The following is an 18,240-nucleotide window of genomic DNA, read 5'->3' on the forward strand; positions in this document are numbered from 1 at the left end:
GTCGCTCAACGTTTTCCCGGCAAGGCAGGGTGATGCCGTTGCTAAAGAGGCTGGCGTTACGAAGCTGGCTCATGCTGGACGCTTGCGTATCGAGAAGGCTATCCGTCACTGCCGAGAAGCGTAGGGGCGGAGAGAAGCTTGAAGGGCTTGATCAGTCAAGCCCTTCGTTCCTCAACGGGCGACGAGCCTCGTTGATTAGGCTGATGTTCCAGGCTAGAAGGAATATCACAGACCTCCTGATTCCCCAGAGAACTCCGGATACGCATGATCGACACAGATGGCCATACCGAGCAGGGCGGGTTGAGAGCATCTTGCCCAGATGCATTCCTTATCGCATTCACCGCCATGAAACCTGACGAAAAAACCTCGCCGTAAGGGCAGGTCGTTGAAGGATGACCATTGCTCAGGCGCGGCTACTTTGATAGCGAGATCGCTTCGGCCGTCGACATCGATTTGCCAACTGGTCTGGCACTGATCGCAACGGTAAAGGTGCACTAGAGAACGCTCTTCCAGGAATGTGAAGCCTCTACGAAAATCCTGTTCAGACTCGCCATAGCTGACGCAATCTTCTAGTTCTGGACAACGACACTGCATAGGTCATTACTCCTAAAGCATGCAATCCAGGGGCTGACGTATACAACCCGCTCAAGACCATGCTCACCAATAATGGGGGCGTTCACTCCAAGAACGCGAGTTCAGTTTGCATTGAGTTACGTTCCCTACCGCTGCCAGCTCTCTTGAACTGTGGTCTTCTGCGGCAGAGCATTTCTGGAGTGATCAGAAAGCCTGGCAGACCATCATCTTGCTGCAGCTCCGCGATCTCGATCTTTAGCTTACTCAGCAGCTCTGACGGAGGTCTGTCGGTATCTTCGCTAAGGGTCAGCATGAGCAGGGTAAGGGGACTGAGATCTAGGCGCCGACTAATCTGATCGAGCTTGTCCAGTGTGCAGCCGTTCTTTTCGCCATCCGGAGGGTACAAGAGGCTCGATCGTGTCTTCTCAACCACAGGGAGGTTTGAATCCAACAAACCAATCTTTCTGACCACGGCAGACCAGGAGGAATGACCGTATCGGCATGTGCATAGGCGGCGAGTCTCTTCGAGACACCGTTACCCTTCGAGCAAGAAGCATCGGATTGAGCTGAGCCGCATTTGAAGCTTTTTAAGCATGTTACCTATCCCGACGGTTCATTTCATTAGGCCTGGGCGCCGTGCGCGATTGGATGTTGAGCTAGATGACGGCGCGTCGATGGGGGAGGCGAAGTGGGATAGCTGGACTGCTTGATAGCATTTTGCTAGCGTGCTGTTCCTTCTTTTGCTCGGTAAATATTGAGCGCACTGCTGATGAGCAAATCATGCGAGCAATACTGAGGCACAGGACTGGGATTGGCACTTTTTACATTGCCCAGGCAGCAAACGGCACATTTCACCCTGTCTTCGATCAGGTGAGTTTGGGCAGTTACCGACGAATCGCTCATGCCATTGATGACTTGGTAAATGACGCAACCGATTCCGTGCTTCATCCCGTCACATTTGAGCTGCTAGACACATCTTTGTTGGACCTTCCGGATGGTCCTGCTGTGTGGGAACGACTGTAGCGACAGAGCAGTCGAGCTCTGTTGATATTGGAAACTCAATGGCACGGTTTGGCTGCAAAACATTGGTCAGCGTCAAACCCTGCACGACCAATCATGCGTGATATTTCGTAAAAATCAGAGTGACATATGGCGAATATGAAAAAAGTGGCGTTGTACGCGGGGATCGTTGGCGCACTGGCATCAGTTGGGGCGTTGCTCTTGCCGACGAGTGCTTCCTCACAGAGTACTACTGGCGCCAATAGTCCTGCGATCTCTGGCAACGGGAACAGCGTAAATTACGTTTCAGGATTTCCGGATCTGAAAACCATTCAGGCGCAGCGCCCAAACATCAGTGACGAGCAATACGACGCGATCAAGACAGGAATGTCGTATCAACAGGTTTTGGACATTGTGAAGATTCCAGGGCGCGAGTCGTCCAGTAACGGCAATGTCCTCGTTTATACCTGGGGCAACGAGCTATACATCTACATGATGGTCACGCTGATTGATGGGAAGGTTCACTCAAAGCACCGCTGACATAATCAATGGTGCCGTCACTGCTGGGCATGTCACTTGCGGCAACGGTAGTACTTATCGCCCGTCTACCTGTGTGCAACTACAGTCAGTCGTGATTTATTTCATCGCTCTCCAGAGACCAATTCCAGTGAATCTGTTCAGCTCATTGAGCAGGGAGCATCAGAACGGCATCCCTTCGGTTGATTGAACGAGCAGCCATCTACCTGACGGAGTCCGACGGTAGTCGAGAGCAGGTCAATCGGGCTTTTTCCCGAGAATACAGATTTCGGTTTGGACAGCCAGCGCATAGCCTTTTCAGTGTTGCCCAAAAAAAACTCGGCTAACGCAATGGCGTGTGCCAGCCGGAACAGATGATCACTTTGACTGGCGGTTAGTCGCTCGCCACTGGCCTGCTTCATTTTGAGCGATTGGAGGGGAACGATCGCCTCCAAAGTACCAGGTGCAATGAGCCCTAGATGGCCCACTGCCGTCAGAGCGCTTACTTCAAATCCGGCATCGATAATTTCGTGAATTTGCAGAGCAGTTGCATCGGTGGGGATCCCGAGCAATACATTCATGCGGCTTCGATAGCTCTCATCGGCTTGAGCGCGCAAGACGTCAGTGCCTTTGGGGTATTCAGGCTCAAGAGCACGGATCGGTGTCAGAGTGATCGTATCTCCGGCGATGTTGAGTGCCAAATCGTCCCCGATTCCCAGGCCCAATTCCTGCAACAGAACCGCAGGTAACTCGACGATGACATCGCCGCTGCCATCATTGGTTGCCAGTGGTTGAACAAACCAGCGTCCGTCATTCTCCATGTCATCCACCCGATAGGCCGTCAGCGAGAGAGGGTTCCATATGCTCGCGTGTGCAACGGCTTCTGTCATGGAATAAACGAGTCACGGCATGGTGCCAAGCATTAAATTGCGATAAGCGGTCCATTCACTTGTAGGCAGAAGCGGTGATTTGACCTGGCAATCGGGCCCCCTCATCGTAATAGGGGCACTGGGCGTGGCCAATTCAATTCCGACACAAGAAATCAGACATGTCAGCCCCCCACTCTTAGCTGAAAACTAAGTGACAAATACAATTACAGGAGCAAAGCGTGAATCACTTTAGCGAGGTTACCCGGCTGTTTTCGATGGAAGGGGCGACCCATCTCTACTCAAGCCCTCCCACTATGTTGACGCCGGCAGATATTTATCATGTGAAGGACAATCCAGCCCATAGGACGGCGCTCGCCGGCTGTAATATTTACTTAATAGTCAGACGCCAACGCATTTATCTAAATCCTGAAATCCTGTCTCGAAATGGACGGGTGGTTTCGGGCGAGTTTTTGGTACTGCGTGAACACGGGATGACGCGAGTGCCCTTCACTTATGAGATTTGCCTTCCCACAATTGCGAGTGGTCTGGAAATTTTAGATATCACCTTGGCGCCAAACGGATCGGCGATGGTCGTGAACACTTCAGAAGGAGGGCAAATGATCGCCGTAAACGTCATTGTTGCAGGTGCCCAGAGTGAATTGATGCCTGAGGACACAGACATGGAAGTACTCTATGTTGGCCAGAGCATTGGGCAAGCGAATTCACTTACGGCGCTGGATAGATTGCTGTCCCACACCAAGTTTCAGCAAATTCTTGCCGAAAACTCGACTCATTCTCCGGAGCGGGAGATATTGCTTTTGCTCTGTCGGTTCGAGCACGGGAGGACAATCATCAGTAATGGCGGCGACTTCAATGTGGAAGCTCAGGCCACTGATGCGCAAGATTCTGCCCATTTCGATCGTCTTAGAGAGGTCCGATTGAAGCGACATGAGGTGGTGTCCTTGGCGGAGGCGGCATTAATCAATTACTTCAAGCCGTACTACAACACCTTGTTGAAAAAAACGAATTTCGCTGCGAGCGAAAAGCTCAAAGTATTGAAACAATTGATGAAGAAAGGCATCACCGGATTGGTTGTGGAAATTTGCTCGGCGAACTTGCGGTCTCGTTTGGGCACGCGAGATGCGATACCCATTGAATTGGAAGATTGGTTTTCAGAAGAGGTGATCCAGGGGCAGAACATCGAGGAGCTGGAGATTAAGCAGCAATGGCAGGAGGAGTTGAAGGTTATCGGACATTCGCATTGGGCCAGATTTGCGCTGACCACTAACCACGAGCGCAACACCTTTCTGCACGGTACGAAGTTCATGGGGCAGACTGAAAAAGCATGGACTTGGTAAGAACCGGTCGCAGCTCATGATGCGGTTGATGCACCGCCAGTGCGGGTGCGTTTGCTCGAGCCGGCCATTAAACCAGCGGGCTCACGTTCACTTTCTAACAAGGGTAAGCGATCAAGAAAGCGAGACGACGACCGATGGGAGCGTCCCTCCAAAATAAGTCTGGCCTCTACCTCGAATGCTTCTTTCATTTGCCACTTGACGGCCTTGGCTTTGCGTCTGCCTTTCATGAACAACCTCACAGTTGATTGACTTGAGAGGAGGGGCTGAATCGATTCGAAACGCAGCTACCTACGAGCAGCAAGTCGAATCAATACGCCTAGACGAAAACTCGGCTACCAATGCACGCAGCGTTTCGTTTGGACTAGGCACGCATCATTGCAGAGTGCTTTGTGAGAGGAGAACCTCAATAGTGGTGCTGCTCGGATCAACACCGATTAACTCGCCTTGCGAGATTTGCAGGTGACGAGCCAAAAAAACATGTGGAAAGGATGACCCATACGCCATGAAGCTTCAGTCACTTCGCCTATCGAACTTTCAGTCCTTCGGGTTAACTCCAACCGAGTTAACGTTCGAAAACATCACGTACCTGATCGGCCCCAATGGTTCGGGTAAGACCGCGGCCCTTCAGGCCTTATGCAGGCTCTTTGCTTTTGACCCCTCAATGAGAAGGATTCAGCGATCCGATTTTCACGTGTCGCATACCGAGCTGGAGGTACCTGCTGAGCGGGTGCTGTGGATTGAGGCGGACTTCATTTTCCCCGAGCTTGCCACGGATGACGACAGCACCACTGTCGCTCCTCACTTCGGCCACATGCGTCTGGATGAGCCGAACGGTATCCCCCGCGTCCGCTATCGACTCCGCGCGACCATGGGCATCGATGGCGATATTGATGAAAGCCTGGTGTACGTACTCGATGTGGATGCAGATGGAGCACCGCTCAACACTGCCCAAGTCGCTCGCTCGGAGCGCAATCACATTCACGTGCACTATCTGCCAGCGAGGCGCGATCCTGCTGACCACATTGCTTACAGTGCCAATGCGCTGCTTGGGCGGATTGTGCGATCGGTACAATGGGACAAGGAGCGTGTCGCGATTCGGGAATTGACTACCCAGATCAGTGAAAGCCTTTCCGCCAATCCATGCATCGACGCCTTCAGCACCAGCTTGGCCTCCGCATGGGGTGCCCTGCATAAAGGCAGTTTTTTTACCGATCCCAGAATCACCTTCATCGCATCTGAAATCGAGTCTCTACTACGTCATCTTTCCGTATCGTTCACTCCAGGGCACGAAGACAATTTTGTAGATTTCGCACGATTGAGTGATGGGCAGAAGTCGATGCTCTACCTGTCTCTCGTCTTGTCCTCTCAGGCTATCGGTAGAGCCGTGATGTCCGGAGAGAACAAATCCTTCGATCTGGATCGACTGCGGCCGCCTGTGTTTACCCTCATCGCGGTGGAGGAGCCTGAAAACAGCTTGTCTCCTCACTACCTGGGCCGCATCGTCAATGCGCTAGATGCGATGGCCGCGCACCCCGACGCTCAAGCGTTGATAGCAACCCATGCTCCTTCGATGCTGCGACGGGTGGAGCCCGAGCACATTCGTTATTTGCGACTGACGCAGGATCGGCAAACACGAATCGCACAGATCGTTTTGCCGGCTGAAGCGGACATCGCTCATAAATATGTGCGCGAAGCGGTCCAGGCATTCCCCGAGGTTTATTTTTCTCGGCTGGTGGTGCTCGGCGAAGGAGACAGCGAGGAGATTGTTTTGCCGAGGCTGTTGCGGGCCAAGGGTATACCCGTCGACGAATCGGCGATCACCATCGCTCCTCTGGGTGGAAGGCATGTGAATCATTTTTGGCGCCTTCTGGCCGGCCTTCGGATTCCCTATGTGACCCTGCTTGATTTGGATGTGGCCCGCTACGCGGCTGGCTGGGGACGGATCAAGTACGTCAATGATCAGCTCGAGCAACATGAGCCGGAGAAGGCACTCACTACAACGGTCACCACCCCCAAATGGAATGAGGACACGCTGTTAGTCAGAAGGGATCATTTTTTTTGGCTGGATGGCGTTAATCGCAATCTATTCGAAGTACTGCAGGAGCGGGGCGTGTTTTTCGCTTACCCCATGGATCTGGATTTCGCGATGTTATTGTCTTATCCAGACGCGTATGGCGTGGTTAAAACGGCTCCTACAATCGACATCGTCAAGGCTGTACTCGGGAAAAGCCATCACAACGCGTCCCAGTACACTCCAGATGAGCTTTTGCTGTTCGATACCTACCATCAGAGCTTTAAGCTGGGCAGTAAGCCGGCATCGCACCTGGAGGCACTGGCGACCTTGACCGATCAACAATTGCTGGATGCCATGCCGAAGTCATTGAGTGATTTATCGGACGCGCTCATTGCCATGCTGCAGGAGCTTCCAGAATGATTGAAGCTCTGGCGTGGCGCCCGGCTGATAACCTGACCCTTGAACCCAATGCGCTGCGCGCTGCGAAAGAGCAGCAAGATTGCCTGGCCCTGACAGCGGGGCCTGGGGCAGGCAAAACCGAAATGCTGGCGCAGCGTGCGGACTTTTTGTTGCGCACAGGTACTTGTCGATACCCCAAGCGAATACTGGCAATCTCCTTCAAGGTTGACGCTAGCAAAAACCTAAAGGAACGAGTGCAGCGTCGCTGCGGTAGCGAGCTTTCATCTCGGTTCGATAGCTATACCTTTCATGCGTTCGCCAAGCGCATCATCGACAAATTTCGCCCCGTGCTCTCAGGGGAAGACGCGTTGGACCCTGGTTACCAAATCGGCGATCGCAGGATTAGCCGTAAGCAAATCGAGTTTCGCGACTTGGTACCGTTTGCGATTCAAATACTCACCCAGTCTGCTGTAGCTAGAAACGCAATACGTCAGTCCTACAGCGACGTTTTTCTGGATGAGTTTCAGGACTGTACGGATCAGCAATACGACTTGATCAAGACGGCATTCCTTGACACCTCTATTCGTCTAACAGCCGTGGGTGACACGAAGCAAAAAATCATGGGATGGGCCGGTGCACTAGACGGGATTTTCCTGAAGTTCGCTCAGGATTTCGATGCGGTACCGCTCAATATGTACCGCAACTTTCGCTCCAAGCCTCGTCTGCTGCGCATGCAGAACGACATCATCCGCGTACTCGATCCACAATCGGTAATGGCTGATGATCAGGTGGAAGGTAACCAAGGGGAGGTTCTAGCGTTTCGCTATAGCGACAGCCACGCAGAGGCGGAGCATCTAGCGAACCTGGTCGCTGAATGGGTCAATAACGACGGCGTTCCGCTTTCTGAGATTGCTATCCTCGTGTCCAAGCAGCTGGATCTATACGCAGGCGAGTTGATGACTGCGCTCGAAGCCCGCGGCATCCCCTACCGAAACGAGCAGCAGATGCAGGATATTACTGTTGAACCGGCAGCGCGTCTGGTAGTGGATTTTCTGTCATCAGTTTACGGAAACCGCGAACCCAAAGCCTGGATGAGGCTGATGAGCCAACTGATCCCCTACGCTGACGAGGACATCCAGGCAAATGCACGTCAGGATCTAGGCCGTTTCATCACGTCTCAGCGCAAGAGCATCGCAATCTCTGAGTTGCTCAGTGAAAGGTATGACGGGTGGTGGGACACAGCAGTAGCTTTCCTCAGGCACGTAGGTACCGAAGCGCTGGCATCCTTGTCTCCCGACTACGAGTCCCACGAGCGTCTACTTCAGGTTTTGCGAGACACGAAGGCGCGCATTGAGGAATTATTGAAGCTTGAGCCTGATCTTCCGAAAGCACTCCTCCGATTTTCAGATGATCAGGCTGTGAGGATTCTGACCATCCACAAGAGCAAGGGGCTGGAGTTCGACTCGGTCATCATTCTCGCCGTAGACAACGAAATTTTCTTCGGCGACCAAGATGCTAATCGATGTGCGTTTTTTGTGGGTGTATCACGTGCAAAGCGGCGTTTGGCACTCACCTTTGCAGACACTCGGTCAAGGCCGCAAGGTCATACTGGACGGTGGAGCCTTCAACGCACGATGCAGGAAGAATACTTTTCATACGCAGTACCTCACTTGAATGCTTAAGCCTCTGGTGAGGTAATCCTGCAACTCTCATCGACTCTCGTATCTGTCATGCGGTCCTGGCTCGTATCTGCCAACCAGGACTGTCGGACTATCAAGCCGCTGCCACCCTTCAGCGTAACGTTACATGGGTATGCCCGAACCTTCATGAGCCTGAAAAGCATAGCCTTCTGTGATCTGCATCAGCATTAACTCAACCTGGTTCTATAAAATCCCCACCCCAAACGCTCCCATTGATCTAGGTCATGTGTGGTGACAAATAATTTCCCAGTGGGTGTTGTCTGCGAAGCCGCAAAATACGTGGCATCTGTACGTAACTAGTCGCGGAGTACCGTAGTTCGCCATTTACATCTATTGCCATATGTCACAGTGGTGGAGCGGCCCAAGGCGATCACTGACGAGCGGAGGGAAGAGGGTCGAGAAAGCGAAACTGAAAGTTCGTTTCTTAAATATTTTGTCAATCAGGTTCAGAATGACATCCCCTCCATTGCTTAAGCGAGAAGCTCCTCTACCTGACGTGATCCGACGGTTGTCGAGAGCATCTCAAAGGGGCTTTTGCCCGAGAAACTGGACTTCGGTTTGGAAAGCCAGCACAAAGCCTTATCAGTGTTGCCAAAAAAAGACTCAGCTAAAGCAATGGCATGCGCCACGCGAAACAAATGATCACTTTGACTGGTGGTTAGTCGCTCGTCCCTGGCCAGCTTTGTTTTGAGAGAATGGGCAGGGATGATTGCGTCCTGATCACCAGGGCCGATCAGTCCTGAGTCGCACATTGCCGTTAGCCATTTAAAATAGCAGCCTGACAGTGGTCTTTGAACTCATTTTCTAAGTCATGCTCGTAATACAGCGCATCTAGCCAGAAAAAACCAACATGAGGCGTCTTATCAGCTAACGATTTAACATCGTTACCGCTGAGCTTAGGTAAGTGCAGGTTTATGATCTCAAACGCAAAAGATGCTGATGCCATCGCCCTATGCACTTTGTGTGACTCCATCGCTCCTACAATGCCCCTGGGGAGGCGCTTGCGAGGCCGCAGTGTATATCGCGTCTTAGCACTGAAAGCCAACTCAGAATAAATCCAGGGAGAAAACGTGCGATCGCCTTCAGCGAACCCTTCATGTCCTTTGATACTTACGGAGTTTTGGGTGTTGAAAAAGATGAAACACTCCGATGCATCAATCATTCGATGTAGCTCCTCATTCAACATTAAAAACAGAGAAGCCGCCACGTCATTGCATTTATCGTAAGAGAAGTTGGTGGTTCCACCTACCTCTTCTTTATCGGAGTAATGAGCATTTATCTTCAATAGCAAATCACCCACATAGCCCCACACACAGGAGTCCACGAAGACTTTGACGCCCCGTTTTTCCAGAGAAAGCGCAAACTCGATAGCTTCACGCTCATCGCGATGGGAATGCGACAAGAACACATGGGCGTCCTGCTGCGGGAATATTTTTTTAGCGAGCTCCTTGGCGTCAATCACGTCCTTTTTATCAATCTGACCTATAACATAGTTAGCCAGGTCATTGACCGCCGCGTCGCGGGCCTGTTTGCGATAATCATCAATGGCCGCATTACTGATCATCTCGAACGGTTTATAGTGCTCAATTTCAAAACCCAGATACATATTGTCCCCAGCTCATTTTGATGAGAATCCGAATACCACCTGTAAAATTGGAATTTAGCTCCGCAACCATGATTCCAGCGTTACGGCTGAGTCCGTCTTTTGTGAATAGACCATCCAGAGCTCATTTGAGTAGCCCTGAAGCTTCCCCCAGATTATTCTTGGATACAAACCCATGTATTCCCAAGATGACCAACCATCAAGGCCTGCAGAATCAGAGGCACCGAAAATCGCGATTTTGTGAATCCCTTTTTTCCCATCGGCGACGCCCAGCTCCCATGGCACCCATCGGCTATCTTTGCTATTGGGACTCGTAAGGAGTACGAACCGCTTGCACTCAACAATCCGCTTCTTTAACAACTCCGCCGTCTCTTCCGACGTGTGACTCGGCATTGCCGGGTCTACCTCATCGATATAGGGGACGCCGCCATGGCTAGCGATAACCTCAATGGCCCCCGCCACCAAATCCTCATCTTTACTGGAATGCGAGATAAATGTCAGGTTGTGTGCTGACGCAGTCAAAGACTTCGTGAAATTGCGGCTTCGAGAGGCATTGGTAGCAATGCTTTTTAGTTCGGTTCTGGTGACGTTACGAGCCATTTTCTTAGCCGTTAACTGTTAATTAATTGTTCCAAAGTTGGGCTTCAGACATCTAGCGAGACGGATCATTTACGAAAGCCCAAAAGTCCGAGTGCACTTTAGAGGCATCCTCTACATACAATCGCTGATTTACTTGGTTGACCAAGGGATACAAGCCTAAGTATTCCTGGCCATCGAATCCGGAATTCACTGTATCTACGAGGGGAAGGATAGCGACACCACCGTCCTTGTAACCGTCGAAATAACCCAACTCCCAAGGCATCCATTTGGACTGACCTGATCGATCAGTCGCTATATAGATCAGGCTTGAGCAGTTGCGCATTCGCTGACGCAAGCGCTCCGCCGTTTCCTTGTCAACATGCTCGCGATCCAGCTCTTCATCTTCAACCCAATCAATGTAAACGCTGTATCCCTGCTCTTTAAGCAACATGGCTACGCCCACTACCAGATCCTGGTCCAGCATCGAATGGGACAAAAACACATCGAACCGCTCATCCGAGTAGGACTCTAGTCCCGCAACTTGATCGAGCATATTTTCCGAGCGGCGCGCAGCAGCCTTTGCCTGCTCCTTGGTAAAAAAAGCCATGTATACCTCTTAGAAGAATGAGAGAGAGCGCTTATGCGCACTCTTTGATAGCTGTTTCGATCCAGGTAGGCAGATTCGCTTTGATGACCCCGTACGCGTCATTTGAACGGGGATCGTACACCTTAGGTGTATAGACCGTTCCGTTGGCCCGCTTCAGAGTCAAGGAGCTGAAGGGATTAGTTCCGTATACTCCGATGCCAGCATTTGGGCATCGGAGGTTATGGATACGAACACCTAGAACTGGAATACCCAGTTCCCATGCCCTCATGATTTCGTATCGCACCCATTTACGGCTCGCTGTTTCCGCTCCGATCAAAACCACCAGGCAGGTCTTGCGCTGGAGATTCTCGTTGATCCAACGCTTAACGCCTTCATCAGAGCGCTTGATTTCTTCCCAGCGGTTTGGGCTGACCGGTTCATCCCCGTCGATAACACCCATGTTACGTATCTGCTGGACGCGCAACACGTCCTGGCCAAAATGGAAGCTGTAAAAAACGTTACGCTTCATGGATCAAACCCCCGCCAGTTTCTTGACGATCCCGAGTACTATGTCCTCGATCACTTTGGCATCAGTCGAGCTTTCGTTTAGTTTTTTCAATTCGTCGGCCAGCCAAAGATCTTCAGGTATATAGCTACCGGGATCGGCAATCACTTTATCGGCCAGTTCTTTCGCCATATAGCCCGTTGCTCCAATAGGTACTGGAACGACGCCTTTTGCAACGGCGATGTCGAATTCCTTTTGGACGCCTCCGGCATTTTCGATGCCGTTTTGGCCAGCCTTATTACCAAAGATAAATAGCGCGATGCCTGACAGCGAGATCATGCGCTCGCGGTACTGTTGCCATAGCACACCCAAATCCTGGCCCTGCGATGCCACCTGGGGAAATGGCCTCATAACCAACTGATCTTCTGAATACTTCTCTGGATTTGAATAGATAGCATCCAAGGCACCGTTGATTACGGCGCTTCCCACGCCCCATCCAAATCCATTGACTACGCGGTAGCCGGCTCGGATTAGGCTGGATGAGAGTGAGTGGATGAAGTTCAGCGCGTCATTTTTTTCCCAATCACCGTATTCTTCCGCGCTGCCGGCAATGAAGATGGTTTTCTTGAGGAACTGCTCCTCAATCGCCCTCAGAACTTTGGGAATGTCTTTGTAATCCTCGACCAGAAGCGTTTGGATTCCAAACCGCTTTAGGTCCCGAATGTGCAATTCCTGCTTGCGCTGGCGGTATCGTACCGCCTCAGCGTCTTCGTTTTCATACGGAGTGGAGGGTTCGCGGCGCAGGAAGCAGTAGTGCTCACGCCGCGCATGCGGTGGCACGTGCAGTCGACTCAGTACGTAATCAAGGTTCGGATCGGTGAAGCTGAAGCCGATGAAAAGGAAGGTCTTGGAGATCAAATCACCGCTCAAAGCCGTGACAAAGGCCTCGTGCGTTTTGTAATACTGCTCGTATTGAGATTTATAGAGAATGGCCTCTGTGGAAGACAGTGCATCTCCGTGCATTTTGTAAACAACGGCATCCCGCTTAGGTCGCGTGGTCAAGAGGTCGGAAACCTGATGCTTAACGTCTGGAACACGCTGGTTCTTACGAAGCGTATTTTCAATAAGTTGGTCGTAGTTGGTCGTCCAGTATGTTCTGATTGGCAAGCGGGCCAGAATTTGGTGCGAATCCGACGGCTCCGCATGCTCGGAGAACTCGTCAATGATGCGACGAGCCAGTCCACCTGATCCGCTGCGCTCGTTAACGTGAAACTGGGCAAGTGAAACCAGGTCGTGCTCCTTGTCAACCGAAAGCCCGAGCTCTTCCGCTACCTCTCGCATCAGCTCTGGCCAGTTCACGTAGCCGCAATCCCGAGAAAGCCCAGCCCCCGCAAAGACTGCGGCAACACCTTCATTCAGATCCCGGACGTACCGGCGAATAAAAATTTCAATTTCTGCCGAAAACTTTTTCCGCATACAAGCGTCTTCCTTAGACTCGCGCCAGCAAATAATCTGCGGCGGTCTAATCAACGCGGCGCAGCCTAGAGCCACTGAACGGCTCGCTAACTAACGCTACGCTAGTATCTGGGAATATCGCTTCACGACTAAAGTCGCCTTGAAATTTTCCGAAAATAGGATCCAAAAAAATTATAAGTATCGTAGTATAGAATAGCGTCAGACCCTCTTCGAGTTATGGATTCAAAACGGAATAATCTCGCGAAGTTAGCATTCTATAGTGAAGCGATTTATCTAGCATTTTACTAGTGGCGGGTAATTGTCAGGGGTTAGTCGACACGAGTCTTCCAGCAGCAAATCATACGAATTTGAAAATGGAGATGGTCGCATGCCCCGCAGTTCAGCCACAGCCTATTAGCGAGGAGGTCTTTTCCGCATCTGTCAGGGCGAATGGCTCACTACTTGAAAGGCACGGTTGAGCACCCGACATTCCCAATGTCCTTATTCGGCAGTTCACCGTGGCAACGCCGAGCACGGTTTGGTGCGGTGACATCACCTATATCTGGACGCAGGGCCGATGGCATTACCTGGCCGTCGTCTTAGACTTGTGCAGCCGCAGAGTGGTGGGTTGTGCGATGTCCGCCAAGCCCGATGTTGACCTGGTCATCAAGGCGCTCGACAGGGCTTACCAGATACGTGGCAAGCCGCATGGCGTCCTGTTCCACAGCAACCAGGGTAGCCAATACAGCAGTCGTAGCTTCCGCCAGCGACTCTGGCGCTATTATCGGATGACCCATAGCATGAGCAGACGGGGAAATTGCTACGATAACGCGCCCATGGAGCGGCTGTTTCGTAGCCTGAAAACAGAGTGGGTACCGACGGTGGGTTACATGACGACAGCGTTGGCCGAGCAGGACATCGCCCGCTATCTCATGCAGCGGTATAACTGGACAAAGCCGCATCAGCACAACGGTTTCATACCGCCAGCGGTTGCGGAAGAAAGACTTAATTATGTGTCCGGGAATTGTTGACCACTACAGCTGACGCGTTGAGGCTTTTGTAACGAGGAGAACTATCCCGCTCTAACGGAGCTTCCAGCCAGGCTTGCAGATTTTCTGTATTTTTAAATACGTTCCACGTAATATTTTTTAGATTTTCGATCTATTAGGTCGGATAAGATTTAATTATCAGACCTAATATGCGCCGAGGTGAGTCATGGCAGTAGGGGTACCGGAACACGAGGTGTTTGCCGCCGCGGACGCGGTGCTCGCCCGCGGTGAACGGCCGACGGTGGAGCGGGTACGCCTGGAACTGGGACGCGGCAGCCCGGCGCGAGTGGGTGGATTGCTCGATCAATGGTGGGCACGTCTGGCCGAGCGGCTGAGCGGTGAGACTCGCCTGCCGACGTTGCCGGGCGAGGTATCACAGGCCTTTGTCGCGGTGTGGCAGCAGGCGATTCATCTGGCACAGGGCGTCGTCGAACAGGGTTTGGCCGAACAGTGCTGAATGATGAACGCGAACGAATGGCGGCGGCGGAAGATCAAGCGCGTCAGGACATGGCCAAGGCGCGTCAGCAGGTTGCAGAAGCGGTGGCAGGGCGGCAGGCCGCCGAACTACGTTTGGCTGACCTGGAGCTGCTACTGTCCCAACGTCAAACACAGATTGATGACTTGCAACAGCAACGGGAGAGCGCGGCGCACGAGCGCCGTGAGGCCCAACAGCACCCCCAGGAATTGCAGCAGGAACCGCAGGCGTTACGACTCAAGGCCGAGCAGGAGCATGTCGCGCAAGAGAACTATGTGCGCGGCATTGAGGATCGGGCTCATCGCGAGATTGATCGCTCTCGGGAAGAGGTCAAGGCTGTTGCAAATCAGTTAAAGGCCGCCAGCCGAAAGAGTGATGACCTGCAGCGAAAACTGGAGCTGTCTCAGAGCGAACTCAGCCAGGCGCAGCAACGGGCAACCGCACAGCTAGCTCGGGCTGAAACCTTGGAGCAGCAGCTGATTCGAATGCGTGAGCTGCCTAAGGTTACGCGTAAGCCAAGAGTCAGAAAAGTTCAGCAACACATAATCGCCAAGAGTGAGGAGCTTTCGCGCCATAGAATGACTGCTATCGGCCAGAAGCAGTCGGTGGACTATGCGATGGCAAATTGGTGGCTTTTCTCCGCCTTTGTTGCGATATTCAGATCAGAATTAGGCCCCCCCCACCAGCGTCCTCTTAGACCAATAGGGGCACTAATGTGCCGAACACCAATTTATATCACTACAAGGAATGTGGAATGTCACAAAAAATATATTTCGATGAGTCCGGATTTACAGGGAACAATCTGCTGCACCCAAGACAGAATTACTTCGCCTACGCCTCGGTTGCTACAGATGATGATGAGGCGAAAACCACTGTAGAGAGGATTATTAAGAAATACAATATCCAAGGGGGCGAGCTAAAAGGCGCCAATCTTGTGAAGTTTGCGAAAGGCAGGAAAGCAATCACGGAGGTGCTTGATGCTTTCGATGGTCGAATTAAAGTCTCAGTTTCTGACAAAAAGTTTGCCTTGGCGGCAAAGTTTCACGAGTACATTTTTGAGCCTTGTTATTCCGATATCAACTCTCTTTTCTATGGGATTGGTTTCCACCGTTTCATAGCGAACGTGCTGTATATGGAGTTCATCACCCGCGGTGCGGGTGCGGATGAACTATTTGCTGAGTTTGAAGCACTGATGAGGGATGGCAGCGGGCAAAATCTCGAAACTATTTTCTCGTCGTCAGCGGTTGCGGAGCACTCCGAGACTATCAGGTTGATCCGTGAGTTTGCCCAAAAGCGTCACCAAGATATTCGAAGTGAATTGGCATCATTAGCGAACGGTGAGACGGGCAAATGGGTGCTTGATCTGACCAACTCCGCTTTATATACCCTCTTGGCTAATTGGGGAGTCGAGCATGAGATAATCACAGCAGTCTGCGATCACTCTAAACCCCTCCAACACAACCAGGAGATGTTCACCTCAATGGTGGGCAATACGACAAAGAGTTTCTCTGAAATGGGGGGAGAGCAACATCCGATCACGTTCAACCTGTCTGGCCCAATAGAATTTGCTGCATCCCATGAAGCACACGGCATTCAGATTGCGGACGCCGTCGCTGCTGCGGCCGTGTACGTTTTTTCAGGGGTCAAAGATGAATCGGCTGACCATTGGCGGCACATCATTGCACGACAGGCTCGTTATGGCAGCGTAGTGCCCGACATGGATGAAGTGAGACTCGAACTTCAGCGAGCCCAACGCAATACTCTTCTATTGCAGCACTTGCATCGCAGGGCGATGGAGGAAGTGAGTCTCACAGAGGGCTTGCCACAGGTGATTGCAGATATAACGCGCAGGTTGAGAGTTTCACCTTTTCAGATGGGGTAAATCGGCTCTGAGTTTGCAGGCACTCGAGACGGCTGTTGGCCGTTTTCTGCCTCTCGCCAAGGGCAGCGATCGGCAAGAAGCGGTCCGTCATATTTGTATCGCTCTGACTTTTGTTATCGGGTCCAAGCGTAAAACTCCCGCTCTTGAGCCAAAGAAATAGCTGGAGACACGGATAAGCTAGGCGCTAAGACAGCTATGCATTTTTGCTAGAGGCGTCGAGGTCATGATGATGTCCAATTGCTCTCACCTCCGCTGGGGATTTAGTATAGGTTTAGTCCTCCGCCCAGTGGTGGCTGAGGCCATGATCAAGGAAGAGATTCAGCCTGTTATGAGCGACCAAATCCTACTTCGTTTTCTGGGTGCAGGGCTGATTGACGTGGGCGGCGATGATGCCAAGCTCGCGAAGCTCAGAGAGACTGCCTCCGATCTAGCTGCTGCTTTAAAAAAGGCGCCATCCAAGACCTCCTCGTTTGCCCTCATTGCCTTTGATCCTGCGTCACCCGAGGAGGATCCAGTCATCACAGAGGTGTGTGATGCGCTTCAGAAGCGGTGGCCGACCTACATCAATACTTTCTCTGGTACACCCATGATGGTGCTGCGGGCTCTGCTGCTCGATGCGCTCGTCCAGGCTGCCAGCGACGAAAAGGTGGGTGTTGCGTTTGTCACTTCAGCTCGCAATGCACTGCCCTTTATCGAGGCTGGTAACGAGCAAAAGATCTGGGTAGAGGCAGTGTTGGAGATTGAGAGTCGAGTTGACGCTCGCGCCGAGACAGAGTGGGCGACCCCAGACTCTATCGACGCCCCTGAGTTAAAGTACTCGGCTCCGCCTGCAGTTAAAATTTCCTCGCAGGCTCTGACCATCGATACTGAAAGCCTGACTGCCACTTTACAGGCTGCGGCGGGACCTAACGGAGCTGGCCCGAACAAAAACCGCTTTTGGCCACACGGAGACCCTCAGAATTGGGCAACTGATTTTGGACGTTTGGCTGCTAATGCGATAGCCGGAGCGATTGATGCCGCCAGCGAAGATGTTCAGAGCGCCCCGGTAGATATTTCTGGGCCGCTGAGAGCACTGTCAGTAGCAGTGGCAACACATGTTGGGGATACGCTGAGGCTTGTAAGTGCGGCAACTGCGGGCCTGCAGCGAAGAACAAATCTGATTTGGTGGAAAGAGACCCTATACTCCCCCAGCGCTCGCGTCAGCTATCGTGCGCTTCCAGTATCGACTGTGGGGGCGCTGATGGCCTTGGACCTGCACCAACAGGTGCCCACCTTCTCGCCCGTAAGTGTTGCCGAGTTTCTCAGTGAGACCGTATTGAGCCTGGCCTCCGTGGATCCCGCGAAAAAACAGTCTATACGTGAGCTCGTTTGTGAGGCTGTCGAATCAGCAGAGCTGAGCCCATTGCGGGCGGTTGCGCGTCAGCTCGTTCCGCAGCTTAGTGGGCGAGGTCCTATTTTGGGTTTGCTTGCAGAACAACAGGGTAAGTTTGCGATAGACGACGCCCAGTTCCGCGCGAGGGTCGGCGTACCTGCTGATGCGGTCCTGACCATCCCTGAGTGGGCCGCTTGGATTTTCAGGGAGTTGCAGGCCGCTCGGGCTACGCAAGAGGTTGTGAAGGCTAAGAAGCCTGGAAGTAAAGCCTAATGAGTGCTTGCTCGCGCCCTTCATGTTTTGCCC

The 18,240-nt window shown here is 52.3% G+C and carries 13 protein-coding genes and 2 pseudogenes; 8 read left to right on the forward strand and 7 right to left on the reverse strand.

Features of this window, described 5'->3' with window-relative positions:
• The first annotated feature begins 1,722 nt into the window (after window positions 1–1,722).
• Window positions 1,723–2,112, forward strand: a complete 390-nt coding sequence (locus POS17_RS14825) for a hypothetical protein (RefSeq protein WP_060839266.1) — start codon at window positions 1,723–1,725, stop codon at window positions 2,110–2,112.
• Between the two features lie 137 nt (window positions 2,113–2,249).
• On the opposite strand, the gene POS17_RS14830 is transcribed toward POS17_RS14825, so the two are convergent.
• Window positions 2,250–2,978, reverse strand: a complete 729-nt coding sequence (locus POS17_RS14830; RefSeq protein ID WP_148654962.1) for an antitoxin Xre/MbcA/ParS toxin-binding domain-containing protein — start codon at window positions 2,976–2,978, stop codon at window positions 2,250–2,252.
• Window positions 2,979–3,196: 218 nt separating this feature from the next.
• On the opposite strand from POS17_RS14830, the gene POS17_RS14835 reads away from it, so the two are divergent.
• From POS17_RS14835 to POS17_RS14845, 3 genes are all read left to right on the forward strand, one after another.
• The gene (locus POS17_RS14835) at window positions 3,197–4,315 is read left to right on the forward strand and encodes a hypothetical protein (RefSeq protein ID WP_231979040.1); all 1,119 of its coding nucleotides are present in this window, start codon (window positions 3,197–3,199) and stop codon (window positions 4,313–4,315) included.
• Window positions 4,316–4,817: 502 nt separating this feature from the next.
• Window positions 4,818–6,749 carry an ATP-dependent nuclease gene (locus POS17_RS14840; protein ID WP_060839268.1) on the forward strand — a complete coding sequence of 644 codons (1,932 nt, stop codon included), beginning with the start codon at window positions 4,818–4,820 and terminating at the stop codon, window positions 6,747–6,749.
• The gene (locus POS17_RS14845; protein WP_060839269.1) at window positions 6,746–8,410 is read left to right on the forward strand and encodes an ATP-dependent helicase; all 1,665 of its coding nucleotides are present in this window, start codon (window positions 6,746–6,748) and stop codon (window positions 8,408–8,410) included. The genes POS17_RS14840 and POS17_RS14845 overlap by 4 nt, the downstream gene beginning before the upstream one ends.
• Window positions 8,411–8,898: 488 nt before the next feature.
• Here the strand turns inward: POS17_RS14845 and POS17_RS32710 are convergent, their stop codons facing one another.
• From POS17_RS32710 to POS17_RS14870, 6 genes are read right to left on the reverse strand one after another with little or no spacing between them, the layout of a single operon-like run.
• Entirely contained in the window at window positions 8,899–9,180 is a 282-nt protein-coding gene (locus POS17_RS32710; protein ID WP_082729867.1) for an antitoxin Xre/MbcA/ParS toxin-binding domain-containing protein, read from the reverse strand.
• Between the two features lie 5 nt (window positions 9,181–9,185).
• Complete coding sequence (locus POS17_RS14850) at window positions 9,186–10,034, reverse strand: toll/interleukin-1 receptor domain-containing protein (RefSeq protein WP_060839270.1); 849 nt, start codon at window positions 10,032–10,034, stop codon at window positions 9,186–9,188.
• A 54-nt stretch (window positions 10,035–10,088) separates the two neighbouring features.
• Window positions 10,089–10,631 carry a toll/interleukin-1 receptor domain-containing protein gene (locus POS17_RS14855; RefSeq protein WP_060839271.1) on the reverse strand — a complete coding sequence of 181 codons (543 nt, stop codon included), beginning with the start codon at window positions 10,629–10,631 and terminating at the stop codon, window positions 10,089–10,091.
• Between the two features lie 52 nt (window positions 10,632–10,683).
• Window positions 10,684–11,217 carry a toll/interleukin-1 receptor domain-containing protein gene (locus POS17_RS14860; RefSeq protein ID WP_060839272.1) on the reverse strand — a complete coding sequence of 178 codons (534 nt, stop codon included), beginning with the start codon at window positions 11,215–11,217 and terminating at the stop codon, window positions 10,684–10,686.
• Window positions 11,218–11,248: 31 nt separating this feature from the next.
• Window positions 11,249–11,725, reverse strand: coding sequence for a TIR domain-containing protein (locus tag POS17_RS14865; RefSeq protein ID WP_060839273.1), 477 nt, complete (start codon window positions 11,723–11,725; stop codon window positions 11,249–11,251).
• Window positions 11,726–11,728: 3 nt separating this feature from the next.
• On the reverse strand, window positions 11,729–13,177 hold the full coding sequence (locus POS17_RS14870) for an SIR2 family protein (protein ID WP_060839274.1): 1,449 nt from the start codon (window positions 13,175–13,177) through the stop codon (window positions 11,729–11,731).
• Between the two features lie 461 nt (window positions 13,178–13,638).
• Between POS17_RS14870 and POS17_RS14875 the strand changes: the two are divergent.
• From POS17_RS14875 to POS17_RS14890, 4 genes and pseudogenes are all read left to right on the forward strand, one after another.
• Window positions 13,639–14,187 (forward strand): annotated as a pseudogene (locus POS17_RS14875) (IS3 family transposase); the annotation flags it as partial.
• 184 nt (window positions 14,188–14,371) lie between these two features.
• A pseudogene (locus POS17_RS14880) lies at window positions 14,372–15,210 on the forward strand (DNA-binding protein); the annotation flags it as partial.
• 224 nt (window positions 15,211–15,434) lie between these two features.
• The gene (locus POS17_RS32315) at window positions 15,435–16,562 is read left to right on the forward strand and encodes a DUF3800 domain-containing protein (protein WP_060839275.1); all 1,128 of its coding nucleotides are present in this window, start codon (window positions 15,435–15,437) and stop codon (window positions 16,560–16,562) included.
• 301 nt (window positions 16,563–16,863) lie between these two features.
• Window positions 16,864–18,207, forward strand: a complete 1,344-nt coding sequence (locus tag POS17_RS14890; protein WP_197662860.1) for a GTPase-associated system all-helical protein GASH — start codon at window positions 16,864–16,866, stop codon at window positions 18,205–18,207.
• The last annotated feature ends 33 nt before the right edge of the window (window positions 18,208–18,240 follow it).

Source organism: Pseudomonas sp. Os17 (assembly GCF_001547895.1).
In the GTDB taxonomy this organism is placed as follows: Bacteria; Pseudomonadota; Gammaproteobacteria; order Pseudomonadales; family Pseudomonadaceae; genus Aquipseudomonas.

Excerpts from the sequence above, each read along its gene's own strand:
- POS17_RS14825 (WP_060839266.1), top strand. The coding sequence starts at position 1,723 with ATGGCGAATATGAAAAAAGTGGCGTTGTACGCGGGGATCGTTGGCGCA.
- POS17_RS14830 (WP_148654962.1), bottom strand. The coding sequence starts at position 2,978 with ATGACAGAAGCCGTTGCACACGCGAGCATATGGAACCCTCTCTCGCTG.
- POS17_RS14840 (WP_060839268.1), top strand. The coding sequence starts at position 4,818 with ATGAAGCTTCAGTCACTTCGCCTATCGAACTTTCAGTCCTTCGGGTTA.
- POS17_RS14845 (WP_060839269.1), top strand. The coding sequence starts at position 6,746 with ATGATTGAAGCTCTGGCGTGGCGCCCGGCTGATAACCTGACCCTTGAA.
- POS17_RS32710 (WP_082729867.1), bottom strand. The coding sequence starts at position 9,180 with ATGTGCGACTCAGGACTGATCGGCCCTGGTGATCAGGACGCAATCATC.
- POS17_RS14850 (WP_060839270.1), bottom strand. The coding sequence starts at position 10,034 with ATGTATCTGGGTTTTGAAATTGAGCACTATAAACCGTTCGAGATGATC.
- POS17_RS14855 (WP_060839271.1), bottom strand. The coding sequence starts at position 10,631 with ATGGCTCGTAACGTCACCAGAACCGAACTAAAAAGCATTGCTACCAAT.
- POS17_RS14860 (WP_060839272.1), bottom strand. The coding sequence starts at position 11,217 with ATGGCTTTTTTTACCAAGGAGCAGGCAAAGGCTGCTGCGCGCCGCTCG.
- POS17_RS14865 (WP_060839273.1), bottom strand. The coding sequence starts at position 11,725 with ATGAAGCGTAACGTTTTTTACAGCTTCCATTTTGGCCAGGACGTGTTG.
- POS17_RS14870 (WP_060839274.1), bottom strand. The coding sequence starts at position 13,177 with ATGCGGAAAAAGTTTTCGGCAGAAATTGAAATTTTTATTCGCCGGTAC.
- POS17_RS32315 (WP_060839275.1), top strand. The coding sequence starts at position 15,435 with ATGTCACAAAAAATATATTTCGATGAGTCCGGATTTACAGGGAACAAT.
- POS17_RS14890 (WP_197662860.1), top strand. The coding sequence starts at position 16,864 with ATGATCAAGGAAGAGATTCAGCCTGTTATGAGCGACCAAATCCTACTT.